A 19,978-nucleotide genomic window follows, 5' to 3' on the forward strand; every position below is an offset into this window, starting at 1 on the left:
GGCAGACCCGTTGCACCGGGGGCGACCGTGCGCACGGCTGCGGTGAAGCGCGCCAGCACGCGATTGTCGTTGGTGTCGCCGCGCGGGAAGACCTCGACCAGGGCGCGGCCGTCGGGCGCGAGCCAGTCGCGCGCGATTTCGGGCGGCAGCGTCTCGGCGGAGACCGGAACGGCCTGCAACGACGCACGGATCTGATCCAGCATCGTCGTCAGCGGCGCGACGAGCACCGCCGCGGCGCGCGCCCGCGCCGAAGGACTCGCGCGGGCGAGCCGGTCGAGCGTGTCGGCAAGATGCCGCGCCGCCCGTGCGGGCCCATCCGTCCGTGCGCCGGCAACCTCTCGCAGCTGTGCCGACAGCGCGGTCAGTGCCGCGACCGTTTCCGCATCGCTGGGCGGCGGGACCATGTCGAACGGGTTCACCACCGGATCGAGCAGCAAGGCCGCGTCCTGGATCAGGGCCAGCTTTGCCGGCTGGGCACTCGGAACGAAGCTGTCGATCGAAATGGCGTCCGCCACTTCCGGCAGCTGCGACAGTCGGTCCGCGACCGTCCGCGCAGCCGTCCGATTTGGCGCAAGGACATTGATCGTGTTGGGCGTCCGCAGCGGATCCCGCATCAGATCGCCCAGCGCCCGCATCGCCGGACCGTCCGGGTTGCGCAGGTGAAGCGGATTGAAATCGAAGCGGACGAGCGGCAGCAGCGCGATGCTGACCGCCATTGCCGCGCCGAATGCCCAGAGCACCGCGCGACGGTTCCGGGCCAGCCAGTGGTCGACCGGCGCAGCGCCGGCGAAGCCGACCTCCTGCCGCGGCGCTGCGGGCGGAAGCAGCACCAGCATCGCCGGAAGCATTGTCACGCTGAGCAGCAGCGCCACGATCATTCCCATGCCCGCAATGACGCCGAGCTCGGCGATCCCGATATAGTCGGTCGGCAGAAAGGCCGCGAACCCGAGAAACACCGCGCCGGCCGCGAGCAGAAGCGGCGCGCCCAATGCTGCGGCCGCGCTTTCGAGCGCGTCGCCCGGCGCCGCTCCGGCGCGCCGCTCGGCATTGAAGCGGACGCTGATCTGGATCCCGAAATCGACGCCCAAACCCACGAACAAGGGAATGAACGCGACCGAGATCAGGTTGAGCGTGCCCACCGCGAGCAGGCCGAGCGCGGTCGTGATCGCCAGACCCGCCAGCGTGGTGGCGACAATCGCGGCCACGATCCTGCCCGACCTTGTCGCCAGCCAGAGGGTGGCGAGCAGCGCGATCGCCATCACGGCGCCGACCAGCCCGATATTCTCTTCGAGCGACGCGAATTCCTCGTCGGAGAGCGGCACTTCCCCGGTGACTTGAACCCGCACCCCGTGGGCGGCGTCCAGATGCAGCGCGGAGGCTGCGCTGCGGATGGCGGCGACCGCATTCTCGCCCGGCTGAAGCGAGCCGTAGTCGAGCCGCGGCTGAACCAGGATTAGTCGCCGCAGCGGCGCGTGCGTTCCGCCCTCGCGGGCTGCGAGCAGCTGCTGCCAAGAAAAGAAGGCCGGCTTGCCCGAAAGAGACGCGGTGAGTGCATCGTCAAGGCGCGCCAAGGGCTGCGCGATCTGCGCCAGCGAGGCCGACCCGTCCGCAACGCCGGTCAGCGCCGTCGACAACGCCGTCGCGATGCCGCGCAGCGACGGGTCGCGCGCCATTGCGCCGAGCAGCGGCTGCGCGTCGATCAGCGCCTGCGTCGTCTGCTGCACATCGGCAACCGATCCGAACAACAGGCCCTGCTGCGCGAAGAAGGGGCCGCCATCGGGTCGGCGCACCGCCTCGAAATCGCGCCGGTCGAGGGACAGCCGCTCCGACAGGCGCGCGGCGCCGGCTTCCGCCAGCTCGGGCGTCTGGCCGTCGACGATCACGACAATCGCATCGGTGAGTTGCGGGAAGGCGCGCTCGACCGCGGCTTCGTTGCGGCGCCATTCGATGTCGGGCGAAATCAGGGCGCCCGTGTCCGTCGTCATCGCAAAGCCGCGGGCCGTGTAGAGCACGGCAAGCGCCGCCAGCAGCAGGCATATCGTCAGCGTCGCGACCGGTCGTCTCGCTCCCAAGGCAACGAGCGTGCGGACCGGCCGCGCAATCATGCAGCGGTCAACGCCTTTGCGCTGACAAGGCGGGGTGGCGGCGGATCGAGCAAGGTGAGGATGATCAAACGAAACCCATCAACCGAAACACGCTCCGCATAACGCCTTTGTTCCGGTTGGTGAACCGCAGGCGATTATCATCTCCCGCCGCGTCTCCGCGCGCGCTAGTGATGCGGCACGCGTAGAGACGAAAGGCGGTCGCAGCCGAATGCCGGGCATCTCGCACATCCTGCTCTGGGCCGCCTGGGCGATCGTGGCGGCCGCGGCCGCATACCTGATGCTGGCCGCGGCCGGCATCGCCGCGCATCGTGCGCGGCGCGGGCCCGGCTGGGCTTCGCCGCCTGCAGTGACCGTGTTGAAGCCGCTGTGCGGGATCGAGGATGGCCTCGAAGCCGCACTCCGCAGCTTCCTGTCGCAGCAGGCCAATGCTTCCCTCCATTACGTCTTCGGGGTCGCCGATCCAGCCGACCCGGCGCTCGCTCTCGCGCGCCGCGTTGCCGCCGATTATCCGGGCTGCCGGATCGATTTCATCGTCGACCCGCGAACGCACGGCGCCAATCCGAAGGTCGGCAATCTGATCAACATGGCGGTCGTCGGTCTGGGCGAGGTGGTCGTCATGTCGGACGACGACATTATCGCCCCGCCCGGCAGCCTGCAGGCCCTGATCGACGGATTGGCGGTACCCGGCGTCGGCGCAGTCACCTCGCTGTATCGCGCCCGGCCCGGTGCCGCTGCCGGGGCGATCGGAAGACTCGGTGCCTTGTTCATCGACGGCTGGTTTCTGCCCATGGCGGTGCTGCATGCGCGGCTGGCGCCGCTGGCGGTGACCTATGGTCCGCTGACTGCGATCAGGCGCGACGTCCTGGAACGAGCCGGCGGGCTCGCCGCGCTGGCCGACAATCTCTCCGACGATGCGGAGCTGGGCCGCCTGGTTCGCGCCCAGGGCTGCACGATCGCCTTTGCGCCGATGGTGGTCGAGACGCTGGCGAACGACCGATCGCTGTCCGACCTGTTCAGCCACGAGCTGCGTTGGGCGCGCACGGTGCGCGGGCTCGATCCGATCGGCTATCTTGCCTCGGTGATCACCCATCCGGGCCCGATCCCGCTCTTGCTGGCCGTGTGCAGCCCGGGTCTCGCGTCCTTTGGCGCGCTGCTGGGATTGATCGGGCTGCGCTGGATGCTCGTCGGTCTGACGGCACGCCGCTTTGGCCGGAGTTTCGCGCCGCCGGGGCCGCTGACCTTGTGGGCGAGAGATCAGCTCTGCTTCGCCGTCTGGCTGGCCGGTTGCGTGGTGAAGCGGGTCGAATGGCGCGGGCGCCGCCTGACCGTCGGCAGCGGCGCTTTGCTCGAATCCGGGGCAAGGACCCGGCCCGTCGCATGACGCGTCGGCTGATCGTCACTGCCGACGATTTCGGCCTCTCGATGGAGGTCAACGAAGCCGTCGAGGAAGCGCACCGCAAGGGCATCCTGACCAGCACGTCGTTGATGACCGCCGGCCCTGCGGCCGAGGACGCCATTCGGCGGGCCAAGCGGCTGCCCGATCTCGGCGTCGGCCTGCATCTCGCTCTCTATGGCGCGCCGGCCCAGGCGCCTGCCGATGCGATCCCTTATCTCGTCACTCCTGCCGGCGATCTGGACGGACGCTCGACCGCGACAGGCGTGGCGATGACGCTCTCGTCGGCGGTTCGCCGCCAGGTGCACCGCGAGGTGGAGGCCCAGTTCCGGGCCTATCGCCTGTCCGGCCTGCCGATCGGCCATCTGGACGGGCATTGGCATTGTCACCAGCATCCGTGGATCTTGGGCATCGCGATCGAGGTGGGGAAGCCGCTGGGGCTGCGCACGATGCGCATTCCCTATGAACCTGTGCGCCCGTCCGTGCTGGCGGCGAAAGGCGAAGGGTGGGCCAGGCGGATCGCGCACGCCGCAAGCCACTGGTCGCTTGCCGCGCATATGCGGAGGCGGCTGAAGGTCAACGGCATGGCCTCGAACGACTGGTTCTTCGGCAAGAACGACGCGGGCCATGTCACGCCCGGCCTGCTCCAGCAGATGATCGCTGCCCTGCCCGAAGGGGTGAGCGAGATCGGGCTTCATCCGGCGACCGGGCCCTGGTCGGGCGATCACGCGCCTCCGCCCGATTGGCAGGCGAGCGGCGAGCTCGCCGCGCTGATCGATCCGGACACCCGTGCGGCGTGCGAGGCGAACGGCGTTCGCCTGTGCCGCTTCGACGACCTTGTCTGACATGAGCAGGAGCAGAGCCCGGCTTGCCGGAATGCTCGGCTGGGCCGCCGCTGTTGTCGCGGTCGCCGCCGGGATTGCCCTGTCGCCGGACGTCCGGGCGATCGCGGGCGGCGCTCTGCGGGAAATCACCGTCGAATCGGTGCTGGTGACGGTGCCGGTCCAACTCGCCTCCACCCTGATCTGTGCGGCAGCCTTATGGGTGCTGGGCCCGGGCGTGTCCTATTGGGGAAGCGTCGCGTCGCGCGTGCTGCGCGACGCGGGCGGCAACCTGCTGGTGATCGTGCCCGGGCTGGGGGAGTTGATCGGCGCCCGGTCGCTGGTGCTGTCGGGCGGCACAGCGCGACGCGCGCTCGTCGCCAGCGCGCTCGACGTGGTCGCGGAAACGCTGGCGCAGATACCGTTCATCTGCCTGGCCCTGATGGTCCTGCCGCGCCTCGGCTCGCATTGGGATATCGACCGCTCGACGCTGGACTGGCTGGCGATCGGGGTCGGCGCCGGGCTGGTTTTCGCGATCGCCATTTGGGCCTTGTCCCGGAGGAGCGAGCGGGGCCTTGCCGCGCGGCTGCTGTCCGCATTGGCGGCCCAGGTCGTTGCCGCCTGGCATGAGTGGCGGCAGCGGCACGGCGCGTTGCCGGCCGCCATCCTGCTTCACCTGATCGCCTGGGCGATGGGCGGCGTGCAGGTCTGGTTGAGCGCGCGCGCACTGGGGCTGCCGCTCTCGCTCGTGGACGCCATCATCCTCGAAAGCGCGGCCTATGCCGTCCGCGCGATCCTGTTCATCGTGCCGGCCGGTGTCGGCGTGCAGGAAGCGGGCTTTGTGGTGGCGGGATCGGCCTTCGGGCTCTCGCCGGAGCAGTCGCTGGGGCTCTCGCTGGTGCTGCGGGCGCGCGACGTTCTGCTTGGCGTGCCTGTGCTCCTTTTGTGGCCCGTTGCCGAATGGCGCGGCCAGAAGGCGGTTGGCGGGCCGGCCGGCGGCGGCTAAACCGTTGAAATGGAAAGTTGCTTGGCCGAAATCGGCACGATGTTACTTAAGCTCCTGCCGGTGATTCTGCTGATCGGTGCCGCGCCGGTGGGCGACCTGACGATCGACGTCGGCAATGTGCGCAACGGGAAAGGCCGGGTGCATGTCGATATCTGTCCGCAGGACCGTTTCCTTGCAGACGATTGCCCCTATTCGGGCGAAGCGCCCGCAACGCCCGGCGTGACCACGGTGACCGTCCGCGGCTTGCCTGCCGGCCGTTACGCGGCCCAGGCGTTTCACGACGAAAACGCCAATGAAAAGGTCGACCGGGCGTTGTTCGGCATTCCGAAGGAGGGCGTCGGCTTTTCCCGCAACGCGCACATCACCTTCAGCGCTCCCAAATGGCGCGACGCCGAATTCGATTTTGCCGGACACGATCAGAGGATCGGCTTCAGACTTCGTTATTTCCTTGGCGCCTCGGGCCCGCCCAAGAGCTGACGCGGCGGATCGCCCGGACTTGGCGTCGGGCTGGCCGCCGGATCGGCCAGTGGATCGTCGAGTTCCGGGCCTGAGGGAGCGGAGGGCTTCGGCGGCGGTGCGGCCGCGGCCGGGTCCATCAGCGGGTCCTGCAATTCGGGAACCTTGCCGGCGGCCGGATCGCGCAGGGGATCCTGCAGCTCGTCGAGCGGACTTTCCGCCGCCGATTTGCCCTTGAGTGCCGCGATTTCCCCGGCGCGGTCCTGCAGATAGACCGAGCGCAGCGTTGCATAGGGATCGACCGAGTCCTCGAGCAGCCTCTTGAGCTCCTCGTCCGATTCGGCGCGCAGGTCGAGCCCGGCGATCACCGCGCGGGGAATCTGGAAGCGGTTCCGCCTCAGCTCGCCGCCGACCGTGAGTGGAAGCACCAGCCCATCCGCCTGGCCGCCGACCAGGTCACGGAAATCGGTCGGTCCGATCAGCGGCAGATAGAGGTACGCCCCCGGCTTCACCCCATAAAAGCCCAGGGTGTCGCCAAAGCCATTGGGCCGATGCGGGAGCTTGATGCCCGGCGTCTTGGCCAGGTCGAGCACACCGCCGAGGCCCAGCGTCGAGTTGATCAGGAAACGGGTCGCCGTCTCGATCGCCTTGCCGGGCTTCAGCTGCAGCAGGTAATTGAGAAAGACGATCGGCTCCTGCAGGTTTGACAGGGCGTGGCGCAGCCCGGTGCGCACCGGCTTGGGCACCACGTCGCGATAGCCGAGCGCGGCGGGGCGGATGATTGCGCGATCCAGACCCTGCTGGATCTTGTACATGCGCCGGTTGAATTTCTCGTGCGGATCGCCCGGCGTGCGGGCGCGGCGAGCCGCCGGTTCGAGCGGCGGCGCCTCGGCTTCCACGGCGGATGGCATCGGTGCGGGCGGCAGCGTGACTGCCGGCTGCTGCTGCGGGGATGCGGCGAGCAGGGCTAGCGCCGGCAGCAGCGCGATGTGGATCACCCGCCGCTCTTGGCCGCCAGCGCGTTCAAATGGGCAGTCAACGCCTTCGCGCCGCCGGACGCCAGCACGCCGGCAAAGTCGGACCGCCGCGTCGCCAGCTGGCTGATCGAGTTCTTGTAGAAAACGTCGATGATCCGCCAGCCGTTCGTCTGCCGCAGCCGGTAGGCGATCGGGACCGGCGCGCTGCCCGAGCTGTTCAGCGTCGTTCGGACCAACCGGTCGCCGCCGCGTGCGTCGACCTGCGGCGCGATCGTGAACGTCTCGCCCGAATAGCCGTCGAAATTCTTCGCATATTGGGCGATCGTCAGCCTGCGGAAGGCAGCGACCAGCGCGGACTGTTCCGCTGCTGAGAATTTCGTCCAGGCGCTGCCGACCGTCAGCCTCGTCATCAGCGGCAGGTCGAAGCTGCGATCGATCACCGGAGCGATTCGCGCCGCGCGGCCGGCCACGCCGGCGCTCTTGCCGGCCTTCATGATCCCGAGCAGGCCGTCGTCCAACGCCTTCACGGTCGCTTGGGCGGGGTCGGAGGTCTGTGCGGAAGCCGCGGGCGCCAACAGGGCCACGGACAGGGACGCGATCAGGATACGCATACGAACACTCCCGTTGCTGGACGCAGGGCATATCGCCGTGGCGCCCAAGGGTCCACCTTGCAGGATAGGTCGCCACCCGAAGTGCCAATCCGGTTCGCATATTGGCGCTTCCGGAGCCGCCGCTGCCCCGCTAAATGATAATCATCACGGGCAAGATCGTGAGGAGGCCGACGCTTGACGGACATCTCTGACCCGGAAACTCCGCCGCTTCGCGTCCTGCTCGCCAACCCCCGCGGCTTCTGCGCGGGGGTCGTGCGGGCGATCGATATCGTCGAACGCGCTTTGGATCGGTACGGCTCACCCGTCTATGTCCGGCATGAGATCGTCCACAACCGCCACGTCGTCGAGAAGCTGCGGCGCAAGGGTGCCGTGTTCGTCGACGACCTCTCGGAGATTCCGGCCGGCGCGATGACGGTGTTCAGCGCCCATGGCGTGGCGCGCTCCGTCGTCGAAGAGGCGGCGACGCGCTCGCTGCCGGTGCTCGATGCCACCTGCCCGCTCGTCACCAAGGTCCATGTGCAGGGACGGCGATATGCGAAATCGGGGCGGACATTGGTCCTGATCGGCCATGCCGGCCATGCAGAAGTCGTCGGCACGATCGGCCAGATCGACGCGCCGATTCACCTGGTCTCGACCGTGCACGACGTCGCGGCGCTTCCGCTCGATCGCGATACGCAGATCGCATACATCACCCAGACGACGCTGAGCGTCGACGATACGCGCGGCATCATCGCCGCTCTGAACGAGCGGTTCGATGACGTGCAGGGGCCGAATGTCTCGGAAATCTGTTACGCCACCCAGAATCGACAGACCGCCGCGCGCGATCTTGCCCGCAGCAGCGACCTGCTGATTGTCGTGGGCGCGAAGAACAGCTCGAATTCCAGCCGCTTGCGTGAGATCGGCGACGAAATGGGCGTGCCCAGCTACCTGGTGGACGATGGCGACGGCGTCGACCCTGCCTGGCTCGACGGAGTCGCGACAGTCGGCGTGACCGCCGGCGCCTCGGCGCCCGACGAGCTCGTCGACAGCGTCATTGCCGCCCTCCGTGCGCTTCGACCGGTCGAGGTGGATCAGCTGGACGGCGCCGAGGAAAATATCAGCTTCAGCCTGCCCGCAGCACTTCGCGAGCCGCGGCAGGCAGCGGCAGCCGAATAGGAGAGCCATGAGCCTGCCCCTTTCCCAGGTCGCGCGGATCGGCGCCTATACGCTGAAGCAGCACATCAAGGGCGGCAAATACCCGCTCGTGCTGATGCTGGAGCCGCTGCTGCGCTGCAATCTCGCCTGCCCCGGCTGCGGCAAGATCGACTATCCCGATCCGATCCTGAACCAGCGCCTGTCGTTCGAGCAATGCATGGATGCGATCGACGAATGCGGCGCGCCGGCCGTGTCGATCGCCGGTGGCGAGCCGCTGCTGCACCGGGACATGCCGCGAATCGTTAAAGGGTACATCGCGAAGAAGAAGTTCGTGATCCTGTGCACCAATGCGCTGCTGTTGAAGAAGAAGATCGACGATTACGCGCCATCGCCCTTCTTCACCTGGTCGATCCACCTGGACGGCGACAAGGGCATGCACGACCATGCCGTCGATCTGGAGGGAACGTACGAGGTCGCGATCGAGGCGATCGAGCTCGCCAGGGCGAAGGGCTTCCGGGTCCAGGTCAATTGCACGGTGTTCGACGGCGCCGATCCGGCGCGGCTGGCGGCGTTCTTCGACGAAATGGAAAAGCGCGGGGTCGAGATCACGATCTCGCCCGGCTATGCCTATGAGCGTGCCGCCGACCAGCAGCATTTCCTCAATCGCGAGCGGACCCGGCAATTCTTCCGCGATGTGTTCCGAAGGGGCAATGGCGGCAAGGCGTGGACCTTTACCAACTCGCCGCTCTTTCTCGACTTCCTTGCCGGCAACCAGACCTATGAATGCACGCCCTGGTCGATGCCGCTGCGCACCGTCTTCGGCTGGCAGAAGCCCTGCTACCTGGTCGGCGAAGGCTATGTGCCGACCTTCGCGGAGCTGATGGAAGGGACGGACTGGGATCAATATGGCGTCGGCAAATACGCCAAATGCTCCGACTGCATGGTCCATTGCGGGTTCGAAGGCACCGCGGCGACGGACTCGATCCGGCATCCGCTGAAGATGCTGGCAGTGGGCCGCAAGGGCGTGCGTACGGAGGGTCCGATGGCGCCCGACATCGACCTGTCGAACGCGCGGCCGGCGGAGGATGTCTATTCCAGCCATGTCGAGCGCGAGCTGGCGCGGATCAAGGCGGAGGATCCGGAAGGGTTCAAACGGGCCCAGCGCGCCGCGTGATCTGATCCAGAGCCGAAAGCGCGCCTGCAGCCACGGAGAGGGTGCGGAACGCGCGCTCGGCATGAATCCCAGTGCGGATAAGTACCCGTAGCTGCGCCGGGTTCCTGAGGATGGAAGCCAGCACGGCGCCGATCGCGATGCCACCGTCCGAGCGCATCCCGACCAGCGCGGCCGGAGGCAGCGTCTCGTCAGCGGCATCGGAGATGGCGCGGACCACGCCGAACGCCAGCCCGTGCCGTTCCGCGACGCGCCGGGCGATGTGCGTCTCCATGTCCACTGCTACGGCGCCGGTCGTTGCGCGGAGCGCCTGCTTTGCGGCCGCGGTGACGACGATCGCACCGGAACCGGTGATTGGTCCCGCGACGGCGTGGGGCGGGGCGCGTCGGAGCTGCCCGACTGTCGCCGGGTCGCCGTCGATGACCAGATCGCCGGATCGCAGGTTAGGGGAAAGCGCTCCGGCCAGCCCGAATGAAAGGATCAGGCCAGGGCAGGATGCGGCCTGACGAGTAAGCTCCCGTTCGAGCCGCTCTCCATCGCCGCCGCCGACAATGACCGATGCGTCTGGGCAGGCTTTGCGAACAATCGCGGCCTCGCGCCGAAGGCCGCAGGCGACGATCAGCGTCACATGCCGAACCCGACGCGCGTCCCGTTGCTGCGCTTGAGATTGCGATAGCGGGCCATGGCCCAGAGCGGGAAATAGGCAGGGTAGCCATGATAGCGCAGGTAGAAGACCCGCGGGAAGCCGCCGCCGGTATAATGTTCCTGTCCCCACAGTCCGTCGTCCGACTGGTGCGCCTGGAGCCAGGCGATGCCGCGCGCGACCGCAGGAGACTCGACTTCGCCCGCGGCCATCAGCCCGAGGAGGGCCCAGGCCGTCTGTGAAGCGGTGGACGGCGCAGACGTGTGGCCGGTGCGGTCAAGGGCATAGCTTTCGCAATCCTCGCCCCAACCGCCATCGTCGTTCTGGATCGCCGCCAGCCAGGCGACGGCCTTGGCCACCATCGGCGTTTCGGGACCGATTCCGGCAGCGTTGAGCGCGCAGAGCACGGACCAGGTGCCGTAGATATAGTTCACGCCCCAGCGGCCGAACCAGCTTCCTTCCGCTTCCTGCTCGCGTTCCAGATAGGCGAGCGCGGCCGCCATGCGCGGGCTGTCCTGCGGCTCGCCCAACTGCGCCAGCATCGACACCACGCGTGCGCTGACGTCGGCGGTCGGCGGATCGAGCAGCGCGCCGTGATCCGCGAACGGCAGGTTATTGAGGTAATGATAGCTGTTGTCGGCGTCGAACGCGCCCCAGCCGCCGTCGCTGCATTGCAGGCCGACCGTCCAATCGGCGCCCCGCCCGATCGCTTCGTCATTGAGCGTGCCGAGCCGACCGCGCGCCCGGTCCATCGCCATCACGACCACGGCGGTGTCGTCGAGATCGGGGTAATGATCGTTGCGGTACTGGAACGCCCAGCCGCCCGGGCGCACAGCGGGGCGCGCCTCCGCCCAATCGCCCGCGACATCGAGCACCTGGCGCGGCTTGAGCCAGGCCAGCGCGCGATCGGCGGCGGCATCGTCGCCCGCCTCCATCATCGCATGCGCGGCGAGTGCGGTGTCCCAGACTGGAGAGACGCAGGGCTGGCAATAGGCTTCGTCGTCGCGGATCACGAGCAGCCGCTCGACCGATTCGCGGGCCATCGCGCGCGCGCGATGGCCGGGCGGATGGCCGAGCGCGTCGAACATCATCACGCTGTTCGCCATCGCCGGATAGATCGCGCCGAGGCCGTCGACGCCGTTCAGCCGTTCGGTCACCCAGGCGACGCAGCGGTCGATCGCGCGGGCCCGCATGCCCTTCGGCCAGAGACCGTCACCGGCCTTGAGCAGATGGTCGAGCGTGTTGAACGCGATCGTCCAGGAGCGCTTCAGGCCCGCCGCTTTGCTTCCGGTCCGGACGGGCCGGCCGGTGTAGAGCTCGTCCACCCGCACGCCGCGCGGGTTGCGCGCGACCGGCTTCAGCGTCGCCAGCACCAGCAGCGGCACCACCACCGTCCGGGCCCAATAGGATGTCTTCGACAAATGGATCGGAAACCAGCGCGGCGCCAGGATCAGCTCGGGCGGCATGGTCGGCACCGCGTCCCAAGGCCCGGCGCCATAGAGCGCGAGCTGGATACGCGTGAAGACGTTGCTCGCCGCAGCGCCTCCGGCTGCCAGCACCGCCGCCCGCGCGCGGGCCATGTGCGGCTCTCCCGGGTCGTCGCCGATCATCTTCAGCGCGTAATAGGCCTTCACCGTCGCGCTGACGTCGAACGCGCCGGCGTGGAACAGCCCCCAGCCGCCATGCTCGGCCGACTGGATGCGGCGCAGATAGCGGCCGATCTTTGCTTCCAGAACCGCGTCGACCGGCTCGCCCAGATAGTGGCGCAGCAGCACATATTCGGCGGGAATGGTGGCGTCGGCCTCCAGTTCGAACACCCAGTGGCCGTCGTCGCGCTGGCGGGAGGCGAGCGCCGATGCGGCACGCTCGACCGCGTGATCGACCGGGCCAAGCGGATCGGCGGCGCGTTCGGCCAGGGCGTCGTCGGCAACGGTCGACATGGACGCGAGCCTAGCCGAGCGCCGCGCCGGCTGCCAGCCGGGCGGCCGTCTCGCCCGATCGCAGCGCGCCTTCGATCGTCGCGGGCAGGCCGGTCGCGGTCCAGTCGCCGGCGAGGAACAGGTTGCGCCAGCGCGTCGCGGTCGGCGGCCGCTTCGCCTCTTGTTCAGGCGTGGCGGCGAAAGTCGCGCGCTTTTCCTTGACGATCTGCCAGCGCGGCATCGGCGCGTCGATCCCGTATGCGACCGAGATATCCGCCCAGAATTGCCGTGCGAGCGTTTCTCGGTCGATGTCGACCAGGCGATCGGCGGCGCTGACGGTCACGGAGATTCGGTCGGGAAAGGCAAACAGCCATTCGGCCGTGCCGCCGATCAGGCCCAGCATTGCCGGCGCGCCTGCGGGAGCGGGCACCGCGAAATGCGCATTGACGATCGCCCGGAATTCGTCAGGCGCCTGGAGGCCCGGCACCAGGGCCGTGGCTGCCCAGGACGGCACCGCCAGGATGACGGCTTCGGCGTCCCCGATCGCCTCGGGACCCCGCCCCCAGTCGAGTGACACGACGCGATCGTCCTGAAAGCCGATCCCGTGGAGGCGCCGGTTGAAGGTCACGGGCTGCCGTTCGGCGGCAAGCCAGTCGACGGCCGGGTCGACGAAGGCCGCAGCGAGCGTCGGCTCGGCGATGCGGGGCTGCATGGCACCGCCGCCCTTGACCAGGGTCTCGCGAAACAGGTTTGCAGCCAGTCGAGCCGAGGCTTCTGCCGGCGCGGTGTTCAGCGCCGCAAGCAAAACCGGCTGGGCGAAACGCGTCCAAACGGCCCCGTCGGTCGCGACGTGCGCGTCGATCCGGCCATCGCGCGCGGCCAAGAGCCGGGCGAGCGAGAGATATTCGCTCAGCTGGCTGCCCGGCAGCCGCCGGCCAGGCGACAGCACCCACCAGGGAATCGGCCCGGCATTGATCCGCACCGTCCAGCTTTCTCCGTTTGTCAGGTCACGAAAGGCGAAGGCCGCTTCGTCCGGGCCGGCCAGCGGCGGCGCCGCGCCCACTGCGGCCCGGAACCGGGCGACGGCCTGATTGCCCGACAGGACAAGGTGGTTTCCGTTGTCGATCGTCAGCCCCAGCTGCGGATCGTGATAGGACCGACACCTTCCCCCCGCGCGCGGGGCGGCCTCTGCCACTGCCACCGGGATTCCGGCGCGCACGAGAGCGACCGCTGCCGACAGTCCGGCAAGCCCGGCCCCGACCACGGTCACGCGTTCCGGCTTCAACGCGACAGGCTCAGCTTCAGCACGGTCCAGAACAGCGCCGGCTTGGACACGCGTACGCGCGTCCGCGGCAGCCGCCAGCCGATCGCCTCCATCCGCTTCAGGATGCCGGCGTAAACCGCGGCCATCAGATGGGGGGCGAGGAGCCGCCCGCGCGGCCGGTCGCGCAGGATCGCCTGTGCCGCTGCGAAATGCCGGTCCGCTTCCGCCGCGATGATCCGGGCGGCGGCGTCGATGCCGGAATGGCCGACCACTTCGGCTGGGGTTGTGATCGGCACTCCGGCCGTCGTCAGGGCCTCGTGCGACAGGTAGACGCGACCGATCGCGGCGTCCTCGTCGATGTCGCGCAGAATGTTGGTCAGTTGCAGCGCCCGCCCGAGATGGTGGGCAAGCGCAATCCCCGGATCGCGCTCCATCCCGAAGATCCGGACGGACAGCCGGCCGACCGCCGACGCGACGCGGTCGCAATAGAGGTCCAGCTCGGCCGCGGCGGGCCAGCGGATATCGCGTTCCACATCCATCGCCATCCCGTCGATCACGGCGTGGAAGTCGCCGCGGTCGAGCCCGAACCGGGCGACGGCGTCCGCGACCAGTGCCGCCTGGCCGGGCTCGCGCCCGCCATAAAGCGCATCGATATCGGCACGCCAGCGATCGAGCGCCCCGGCCCGCGCCGCTCGGTCTCCGGCCTGATCGTCGGCAATGTCGTCGACCGCGCGGCAAAAGGCATAGACCGCATACATCGCTTCGCGCTCGGCGCGGGGCAGCACGCGCATGCCGGCGTAGAAGGAGCTGCCGCTGACCTGCGCCTGGAGCGCAGCTGGAGTGGCCTTCGGATTCACCTGCGACGCCTCGCGAACAACTGGCCAAGCGCCGCCCCGCCGGCGAGCAGCACGGCCTCTACGGTACGATGGTGGACGCGCTCGCTCAAGGGATCGCGGGTCAGCAGCCTGGCGGTCAGGCTTTCGGCAAGCCGCTGAATGATGGCCACTTCCGCGGCAAGCCGGCGGTCGCGAATGCCGCCGGCAAACGGGGCACTGACCTCAAGCAGGGTGCGGGTCCGCGCCGCCGTCGCGACGATCGCGTCGCGCAATGCCGGCGTCGCGGCGGTCAGCGCCAGGTCCTCTGCCTCCGCACCGGACGCGGCGAGCATGTCGGCAGGGATGTAGATGCGATCGAGCGCGCGATAATCCTTCGCGCAGTCCTGCAGGTGATTGATGACCTGCAGCGCCGCGCACAGCGCATCCGACAAGGGCCAGGTCGCGCGGTCTTCGCCATGCACGTCGAGCACGAACCGGCCGACCGGCATCGCCGAAAGGCGGCAATAGCCGATCAGCGAGTCCCAGTCGGCATAACGGCGAACCGTCACGTCTTGGGTGAAGGCGTCGAGAAGCTCATGGGCATGGATCGGATCGATGCCGCGCTCGGCCATCGTCCGCGCCAGCGCGACCGCCTCGGGCGCGCCATCGCCGTCCAGACCGCGGCGCAGCTCACCCAACTTGTGCAATTTCTCGGACGGACTCAGGTCGGCCGCGTCGGCGATATCGTCGGCCACCCGCGCGAAGCGGTAAAACGCCATGATCGGCGCGCGATGCTCCGGCCGGAGCAGCTTCGACGCGACGGGGAAATTCTCGTCGCGATGGCCCTTGCCCGACCGGCCGGTCATCGCCCGACCGCCGCTTGCACGCGGCCCTTCCATAGGCCGCCCCGGCCGCGGTGATGCCGCCAGGCGGAAAGCACCGTGCACGCGCCGTAGAACACCGCGATCGCGGGCAGGGCCAGGCCCCAGGCTGGCGACCGCCTGTAGAAGCGCAGCATCGGCTGAAAAAGGGCCGCCATGAGCAGCCAGGCCAGCAATCCCGCCACGCGCGCAGTCCCCGAGCCGAGCAGCGCCAGCAGCGGCGGCGTCAGGAAAACGAACGCGAGGCCCGTCACGGTGCCGATCAGATTGAGCGGCGAGTAGCCGAGCTGGGCATAGGCCGATCGCGCGATCATCGCGGCGATATCGCTCCATCTCTCATAAGGCCGGATGCTGCGGGATCGGTCGGTCAGGCCAAGCCAGATCGGACCCCGGCGCTTCATCAGCGCACCCAGCGCACAATCGTCGATCAGGGCATCGCGAATGGCCGCGATCCCGCCGGCCTCCTCGAGCGTGTCGCGCCGGACCAGCATGCAGCCGCCGGCCGCCGCCGCGACTTTCCCCGGCCGGTTCACCCGCGCGAACGGATACAGCAGTTGAAAGAAGAAGACGAAGGCAGGGACCATCGCGCATTCGGGAAGGCTCTGGCAGCGGAGCTTCGCCATCAGCGAGACGAGGCGCCGGTCGCCCGATTCGGCGATGCCGACCAGCATCCGAAGCGTGTCCGGTGCGTGCTCGATATCGGCGTCGGTCAGCCACAGCAAAGTCGCGCCGCCGCTTGCCGCCACGCCTTGCGACATCGCCCACAGCTTGCCCGTCCAGCCGGCCGGCAGGGGAGGCGCCGACACGATCGTCAGCCGGTCCGATTCAAGCGCGCGCGCGGCGGCGGCGGTGCCGTCGCTGCTGTGATCATCGACAAGGATGATGCGGAACGGCCCCGGATAATCCTGCGCGGCGAGGCTGCCGATCGAGCGCGCGATCACCTCCGCTTCGTCGCGGGCGGGAACGACGGCGACCACGTCCGGCCACAAGGCGGGTGTCGCCGCCGGCGCAGTCTCGTCGCGTTCGCTGGTCCGCCAGAATCCGGTCGCCGCCAGTCCGATCCAGACGAGCAGCGCGAGCGCGCCGACCAGGCTCATCGGATTGCCCCCGCAGCGCGGAACCACCGGATCGCGTCCGCAATCGCCTCCCGATATGGTCGCGCGACATGCCCCAGCTCGCGTTCTGCCTTGGCGGAGCTGTAGAACATCGCGTGCTTCGCCATACGCAGCCCATCGAGCGTCAGGAATGGATCGCGGCCGGTGGCGCGGGCCCATTGCTCGTTGGCCCAGGCGAGCGGAAACAGCGGCGCGCGCGGCAAGCGCACCAGCGGCGGCCGGCGCCCCGCCAGATCGGCGATGGTTCGCAGCGTCTCTTTCAGGCTTATGTCCTGCCCGCCGAGGATATATCGCTCGCCGATCCGACCCCGTTCTAATGCCCGCAGATGCCCAGCGGCGACGTCGTCGACATGGACCAGGTTGAGGCCGCTATCGACAAAGGCCGGCATTCGGCCGTTGGCGGCCTCGACGATGATCCGGCCCGTTGGCGTCGGTCGCACGTCGCAAGGGCCGATCGGCGTGGAGGGATTGACGATGATCGCGGGGAGCCGCTGCTCGCGCACCATGGCCTCGACCAGCCGTTCGGCGACCACCTTGCTGCGCTTGTAGGCGCCGACGACCTCGTCTTCACGGGCCGCGCGCGTCTCGTCGGCGGCTCTCCCCTCGCGCGGCAGCAGCGTCGCCACGCTGCTGGTATAGACGATCCGCTCGACCTGCGCGGCCGACGCGGCTTCCATCACGTTTCGTGTGGTCTCGCGGTTGTTGCGGATGATTTCCTCGGGGTCGGCCGCCCAGATCCGGTAATCCGCCGCCACATGGAAGAGGTAACGGACCCCCGCCATCGCCGTCGCAACGGCAGCGGGATCGCGCAGGTCGCCCTCGACCAGTTCACCGGGGAAATCGGCCAGGTTCGCCCGCGCGCTCGTTGCCCGCGCCAGGCCGCGCAGCGGGTATCCCGCCGCGGCGACCGCACGCGCCACGGCCGAGCCGACGAAGCCCGACACTCCCGTCACCAGCACCAAGCCCGCGTCGCTCACGCACCAGGACTAGCCGCTCCCAGCGTTCCCGTCACCGGGGCGTGTCGATTGCCGCTGCTCTTGCCGGTCGCGCTCGACTAAGACCCGGCAGATGGTGGCACTTCATGCGGCCGGCTGGCTGCTTTTGGTCCTGGCGGCGCTCGGCAGCCTCTACACGCTCGCCGCCGCATTCGTGATGCGGCGCTTCTTCGCGGCGCGCGATCGCCTGCCCGCGCGCCGGTCCGACGCCGTGACGATCCTGAAGCCGCTCCACGGTGCCGAACCCTTGCTCGGGGACAACCTGGTGACCTTCGTTGAGCAGAACCATGACGGCCCGATCCAGATGCTCTGCGGGGTCCATGGCGCCGCCGATGCGGCGCTGGCAGCCGCTCAGAGTCTGCGCGTCGTGCAGCCCGATCGGCGGATCGAGACAGTGATCGATTCGCGCACGCATGGCGCCAACGGCAAGATCGCCAACCTCATCAATCTGGAGCACCGCATCGCCCATTCGATCGTGGTGCTCAGCGACAGCGATATCGTTGCAGGACCTGATTACCTCGCGCGACTGCTGGCTGCGCTTGGTGCGCCGGGCGTGGGCGCCGTGACCTGCCTGTACCGCGGCCGCGGCGATGCCGGCTTCTGGTCGCGGGTGGGCGCGGCGCAGCTCAGCTATCAATTCCTGCCGGGCGCAGTGTTTGGTGTGGCGACCGGAATGGCCACGCCCTGCATGGGATCGACGATCGCGCTCAGGCGCGAGACGCTGGACCGGATCGGCGGATTCGGGCGCTTCGCCGATGTGCTGGCGGACGATTATGCGATCGGAGAGGCAGTGCGGGCGCTCGGCCTCACGGTCGCGGTGCCGCCGATGCTGGTCGTCCACGCATCCGTGGAGCGCAGCTTCGGCGAGCTTTGGAAGCACGAGCTGCGCTGGAACGCGACGATCCGCGGGATCGGCGCGCTGCCCTATGCGGCCAGCGTGATCGCCATGCCGCTGCCGCTCGCGCTGATCGGTGCGCTGCTGTCGCCGGGGATCGGCGCAGCCGCGATCTGCGCTGCCGCACTGGCCGCGCGCCTTATCCTCAGACGTGCAGTCGACGAACAAGCGGGCGCCGTCACCGCGCCGGCCTGGCTGCTGCCCGTTCGCGACCTGCTGACGTTCGCCGTGTTCCTCGCCGGCTTCTTCGTTCGCTCGGTTGATTGGCGCGGGGATCGGCTTAGAATGCGTGATCGCGGCACGATCGAGGCCGAAGCGGAGCTGTCCGGATGATGCGTACCTTGTTTCTGCAGGCACCCTCGTTCGACGGCTATGACGGCGGCGCGGGCGCGCGGTATCAGATGAAGCGGGAAGTCCGCTCGTTCTGGTACCCCACCTGGCTGGCCCAGCCGGCCGCTCTGGTCGAGGGCTCGAAGCTGATCGACGCGCCTGCGCACGACCTGACCTGGGACGATATCAAGCATGAGGTGGACGAGCGCGATCTCGTGATCCTCCACACCTCGACGCCGAGCTTTCGACAGGACGTGCACACGGCAGAGCTGATCAAGGCGCGCAATCCGAACGCGATGATCGGCCTGATCGGCGCCAAGGTCGCGGTCGAGACGCAGGCATCGCTGGAGGCGTCGCCCGCGATCGATTTCGTCTGCCGCAACGAGTTCGATTTCACGATCAAGGACGTCGCCGACGGCGTGCCGCTCGCGCACGTCGCCGGGATCAGCTGGCGCAATGGCGAAGGGCAGATCGTCCATAATCCCGACCGCGCGGTGCTGGAGGACATGGACCAACTGCCGTTCGTCTCGCCGGTCTACAAACGCGACCTGACGATCGAGAAATATTTCGGGGGCTATCTCAAGCACCCCTATGTCAGTTTCTACACCGGGCGCGGCTGCAAGAGCCGCTGCACCTTCTGCCTGTGGCCGCAGACCGTGGGGGGGCACAACTACCGCACGCGGTCGATCGGGCACGTGATCGAGGAAGTGAAGTACATCCAGCGCGAAATGCCGGAGGTGAAGGAGATCTTCTTCGACGACGATACGCTGACCGACAACCGCCCGCGCGTCGAGGCGCTGGCGCGGGAACTCGGCAAGCTGGGCGTCACCTGGTCATGCAATGCCAAGGCGAACGTGCCGTACGAAACGCTGAAGGTGATGAAGGAGGGGGGCTGCCGCCTTCTCCTCGTCGGTTATGAAAGCGGCAACCAGCAGATTCTGCACAACATCAAGAAGGGGCTGCGCGTCGACGTCGCGCGGCAGTTCACGCGGGACTGCCACGCGCTCGGCATCGTCATTCACGGCACTTTCATTCTCGGGCTGCCCGGCGAGACGCTGGAGACGATCGAGGAAACGATCGAATATGCCAAGGAGATCAATCCGCACACGATCCAGGTGTCGCTGGCGGCGCCCTATCCCGGCACCTTCCTGTACAGGCAGGCGACCGAGAATGGCTGGTTCGACGGCAGCGACCACCTGCTGACCGACGGCGGCAACCAGATCGCGCAGCTGTCCTACGATCACCTTCCGGCCAGCGTGATCTTCGACAAGGTCGAGGAATTCTACAAGCGCTTCTACTTCCGCCCGCGCAAGATCGGCGCGATCGTCGGCGAAATGATCCGCGACTTCGACATGATGAAGAGGCGCTTGCGCGAAGGCGTTGAGTTCTTCGACTTCCTGCGCCGGCGGAAGGAAGCCGCCTGAGCGACCCGGCCAAGCCGCGGCTG

The 19,978-nt window shown here is 68.4% G+C and carries 18 protein-coding genes (1 of these 18 running past the window's edge); 8 read left to right on the top strand and 10 right to left on the bottom strand.

Features of this window, described 5'->3' with window-relative positions; translation table 11 throughout:
* Window positions 1-2,105 carry the 5' portion of a hopanoid transporter HpnN gene (gene hpnN / locus SCH01S_RS11930; protein WP_046349035.1) on the bottom strand. The gene continues 499 nt to the left of window position 1, outside the view, so 2,105 of the gene's 2,604 nt are visible here — the first part of the coding sequence; its start codon is at window positions 2,103-2,105; its stop codon lies beyond the left edge, outside the window.
* A 208-nt stretch (window positions 2,106-2,313) separates the two neighbouring features.
* Here hpnN and hpnI (SCH01S_RS11935) point away from each other — a divergent pair, with 208 nt between their 5' ends.
* The 4 genes from hpnI (SCH01S_RS11935) to SCH01S_RS11950 are packed head-to-tail and all read left to right on the top strand — an operon-like array spanning window position 2,314 to window position 5,802.
* Window positions 2,314-3,486 carry a bacteriohopanetetrol glucosamine biosynthesis glycosyltransferase HpnI gene (gene hpnI, locus SCH01S_RS11935; protein ID WP_046349036.1) on the top strand — a complete coding sequence of 391 codons (1,173 nt, stop codon included), beginning with the start codon at window positions 2,314-2,316 and terminating at the stop codon, window positions 3,484-3,486.
* Entirely contained in the window at window positions 3,483-4,343 is an 861-nt protein-coding gene (gene hpnK, locus SCH01S_RS11940; RefSeq protein ID WP_046349037.1) for a hopanoid biosynthesis-associated protein HpnK, read from the top strand. Before hpnI (SCH01S_RS11935) ends, hpnK begins: the two co-directional genes overlap by 4 nt.
* A 1-nt stretch (window position 4,344) precedes the next feature.
* Complete coding sequence (locus tag SCH01S_RS11945; protein ID WP_084689541.1) at window positions 4,345-5,325, top strand: lysylphosphatidylglycerol synthase domain-containing protein; 981 nt, start codon at window positions 4,345-4,347, stop codon at window positions 5,323-5,325.
* A gap of 9 nt (window positions 5,326-5,334) precedes the next feature.
* A complete protein-coding gene (locus tag SCH01S_RS11950) occupies window positions 5,335-5,802 on the top strand; it encodes a DUF2141 domain-containing protein (protein ID WP_084689542.1) in 468 nt (155 codons plus the stop codon).
* Here the strand turns inward: SCH01S_RS11950 and SCH01S_RS11955 are convergent.
* Entirely contained in the window at window positions 5,766-6,779 is a 1,014-nt protein-coding gene (locus tag SCH01S_RS11955) for an MlaA family lipoprotein (RefSeq protein WP_052733921.1), read from the bottom strand. The genes SCH01S_RS11950 and SCH01S_RS11955 overlap by 37 nt on opposite strands.
* Window positions 6,776-7,369, bottom strand: a complete 594-nt coding sequence (locus SCH01S_RS11960; RefSeq protein ID WP_046349039.1) for an ABC transporter substrate-binding protein — start codon at window positions 7,367-7,369, stop codon at window positions 6,776-6,778. The genes SCH01S_RS11955 and SCH01S_RS11960 overlap by 4 nt, the downstream gene beginning before the upstream one ends.
* A 183-nt stretch (window positions 7,370-7,552) precedes the next feature.
* Between SCH01S_RS11960 and ispH the strand changes: the two genes are divergently transcribed.
* Both ispH and hpnH read left to right on the top strand, forming a co-directional pair.
* On the top strand, window positions 7,553-8,524 hold the full coding sequence (gene ispH, locus SCH01S_RS11965) for a 4-hydroxy-3-methylbut-2-enyl diphosphate reductase (RefSeq protein ID WP_046349087.1): 972 nt from the start codon (window positions 7,553-7,555) through the stop codon (window positions 8,522-8,524).
* A gap of 7 nt (window positions 8,525-8,531) precedes the next feature.
* Window positions 8,532-9,677, top strand: a complete 1,146-nt coding sequence (gene hpnH, locus SCH01S_RS11970) for an adenosyl-hopene transferase HpnH (RefSeq protein WP_046349040.1) — start codon at window positions 8,532-8,534, stop codon at window positions 9,675-9,677.
* On the opposite strand, the gene SCH01S_RS11975 is transcribed toward hpnH, so the two are convergent.
* The 7 genes from SCH01S_RS11975 to hpnA are packed head-to-tail and all read right to left on the bottom strand — an operon-like array spanning window position 9,652 to window position 17,264.
* Window positions 9,652-10,302 carry a phosphorylase family protein gene (locus SCH01S_RS11975; RefSeq protein WP_046349041.1) on the bottom strand — a complete coding sequence of 217 codons (651 nt, stop codon included), beginning with the start codon at window positions 10,300-10,302 and terminating at the stop codon, window positions 9,652-9,654. The two genes, hpnH and SCH01S_RS11975, sit on opposite strands and share 26 nt — an antisense overlap.
* On the bottom strand, window positions 10,299-12,257 hold the full coding sequence (shc, locus tag SCH01S_RS11980) for a squalene--hopene cyclase (RefSeq protein WP_046349042.1): 1,959 nt from the start codon (window positions 12,255-12,257) through the stop codon (window positions 10,299-10,301). The genes SCH01S_RS11975 and shc overlap by 4 nt, the downstream gene beginning before the upstream one ends.
* Window positions 12,258-12,267: 10 nt before the next feature.
* The gene (gene hpnE, locus SCH01S_RS11985) at window positions 12,268-13,506 is read right to left on the bottom strand and encodes a hydroxysqualene dehydroxylase HpnE (RefSeq protein WP_245612250.1); all 1,239 of its coding nucleotides are present in this window, start codon (window positions 13,504-13,506) and stop codon (window positions 12,268-12,270) included.
* 11 nt (window positions 13,507-13,517) lie between these two features.
* Window positions 13,518-14,357: a presqualene diphosphate synthase HpnD gene (hpnD, locus tag SCH01S_RS11990; RefSeq protein WP_046349044.1), complete on the bottom strand. Its 840-nt coding sequence runs from the start codon at window positions 14,355-14,357 to the stop codon at window positions 13,518-13,520.
* The gene (gene hpnC, locus SCH01S_RS11995; RefSeq protein WP_217995434.1) at window positions 14,354-15,214 is read right to left on the bottom strand and encodes a squalene synthase HpnC; all 861 of its coding nucleotides are present in this window, start codon (window positions 15,212-15,214) and stop codon (window positions 14,354-14,356) included. Before hpnC ends, hpnD begins: the two co-directional genes overlap by 4 nt.
* On the bottom strand, window positions 15,178-16,293 hold the full coding sequence (locus tag SCH01S_RS12000) for a glycosyltransferase (protein ID WP_046349089.1): 1,116 nt from the start codon (window positions 16,291-16,293) through the stop codon (window positions 15,178-15,180). The genes hpnC and SCH01S_RS12000 overlap by 37 nt, the downstream gene beginning before the upstream one ends.
* Window positions 16,290-17,264, bottom strand: a complete 975-nt coding sequence (gene hpnA / locus SCH01S_RS12005) for a hopanoid-associated sugar epimerase (RefSeq protein WP_245612253.1) — start codon at window positions 17,262-17,264, stop codon at window positions 16,290-16,292. Before hpnA ends, SCH01S_RS12000 begins: the two co-directional genes overlap by 4 nt.
* A 115-nt stretch (window positions 17,265-17,379) precedes the next feature.
* Between hpnA and hpnI (SCH01S_RS12010) the strand changes: the two genes are divergently transcribed.
* Together hpnI (SCH01S_RS12010) and hpnJ are read left to right on the top strand one after the other, a co-directional pair.
* Window positions 17,380-18,534: a bacteriohopanetetrol glucosamine biosynthesis glycosyltransferase HpnI gene (gene hpnI / locus SCH01S_RS12010; RefSeq protein ID WP_046349046.1), complete on the top strand. Its 1,155-nt coding sequence runs from the start codon at window positions 17,380-17,382 to the stop codon at window positions 18,532-18,534.
* Window positions 18,531-19,955: a hopanoid biosynthesis associated radical SAM protein HpnJ gene (gene hpnJ / locus SCH01S_RS12015; RefSeq protein WP_084689543.1), complete on the top strand. Its 1,425-nt coding sequence runs from the start codon at window positions 18,531-18,533 to the stop codon at window positions 19,953-19,955. Before hpnI (SCH01S_RS12010) ends, hpnJ begins: the two co-directional genes overlap by 4 nt.
* Window positions 19,956-19,978 lie beyond the last annotated feature (23 nt).

Source organism: Sphingomonas changbaiensis NBRC 104936, from assembly GCF_000974765.1.
Lineage (GTDB): Bacteria > Pseudomonadota > Alphaproteobacteria > Sphingomonadales > Sphingomonadaceae > Sphingomonas_B > Sphingomonas_B changbaiensis.

Bases quoted from the DNA above. Each gene is read 5' to 3' on its own strand.
- hpnJ (WP_084689543.1), top strand. From the start codon at position 18,531: ATGATGCGTACCTTGTTTCTGCAGGCACCCTCGTTCGACGGCTATGAC.
- SCH01S_RS11950 (WP_084689542.1), top strand. From the start codon at position 5,335: ATGGAAAGTTGCTTGGCCGAAATCGGCACGATGTTACTTAAGCTCCTG.
- hpnI (WP_046349036.1), top strand. From the start codon at position 2,314: ATGCCGGGCATCTCGCACATCCTGCTCTGGGCCGCCTGGGCGATCGTG.
- hpnI (WP_046349046.1), top strand. From the start codon at position 17,380: ATGGTGGCACTTCATGCGGCCGGCTGGCTGCTTTTGGTCCTGGCGGCG.
- SCH01S_RS11945 (WP_084689541.1), top strand. From the start codon at position 4,345: ATGAGCAGGAGCAGAGCCCGGCTTGCCGGAATGCTCGGCTGGGCCGCC.
- hpnH (WP_046349040.1), top strand. From the start codon at position 8,532: ATGAGCCTGCCCCTTTCCCAGGTCGCGCGGATCGGCGCCTATACGCTG.
- hpnC (WP_217995434.1), bottom strand. From the start codon at position 15,214: ATGGAAGGGCCGCGTGCAAGCGGCGGTCGGGCGATGACCGGCCGGTCG.
- SCH01S_RS11960 (WP_046349039.1), bottom strand. From the start codon at position 7,369: ATGCGTATCCTGATCGCGTCCCTGTCCGTGGCCCTGTTGGCGCCCGCG.
- hpnK (WP_046349037.1), top strand. From the start codon at position 3,483: ATGACGCGTCGGCTGATCGTCACTGCCGACGATTTCGGCCTCTCGATG.
- SCH01S_RS12000 (WP_046349089.1), bottom strand. From the start codon at position 16,293: ATGAGCCTGGTCGGCGCGCTCGCGCTGCTCGTCTGGATCGGACTGGCG.
- shc (WP_046349042.1), bottom strand. From the start codon at position 12,257: ATGTCGACCGTTGCCGACGACGCCCTGGCCGAACGCGCCGCCGATCCG.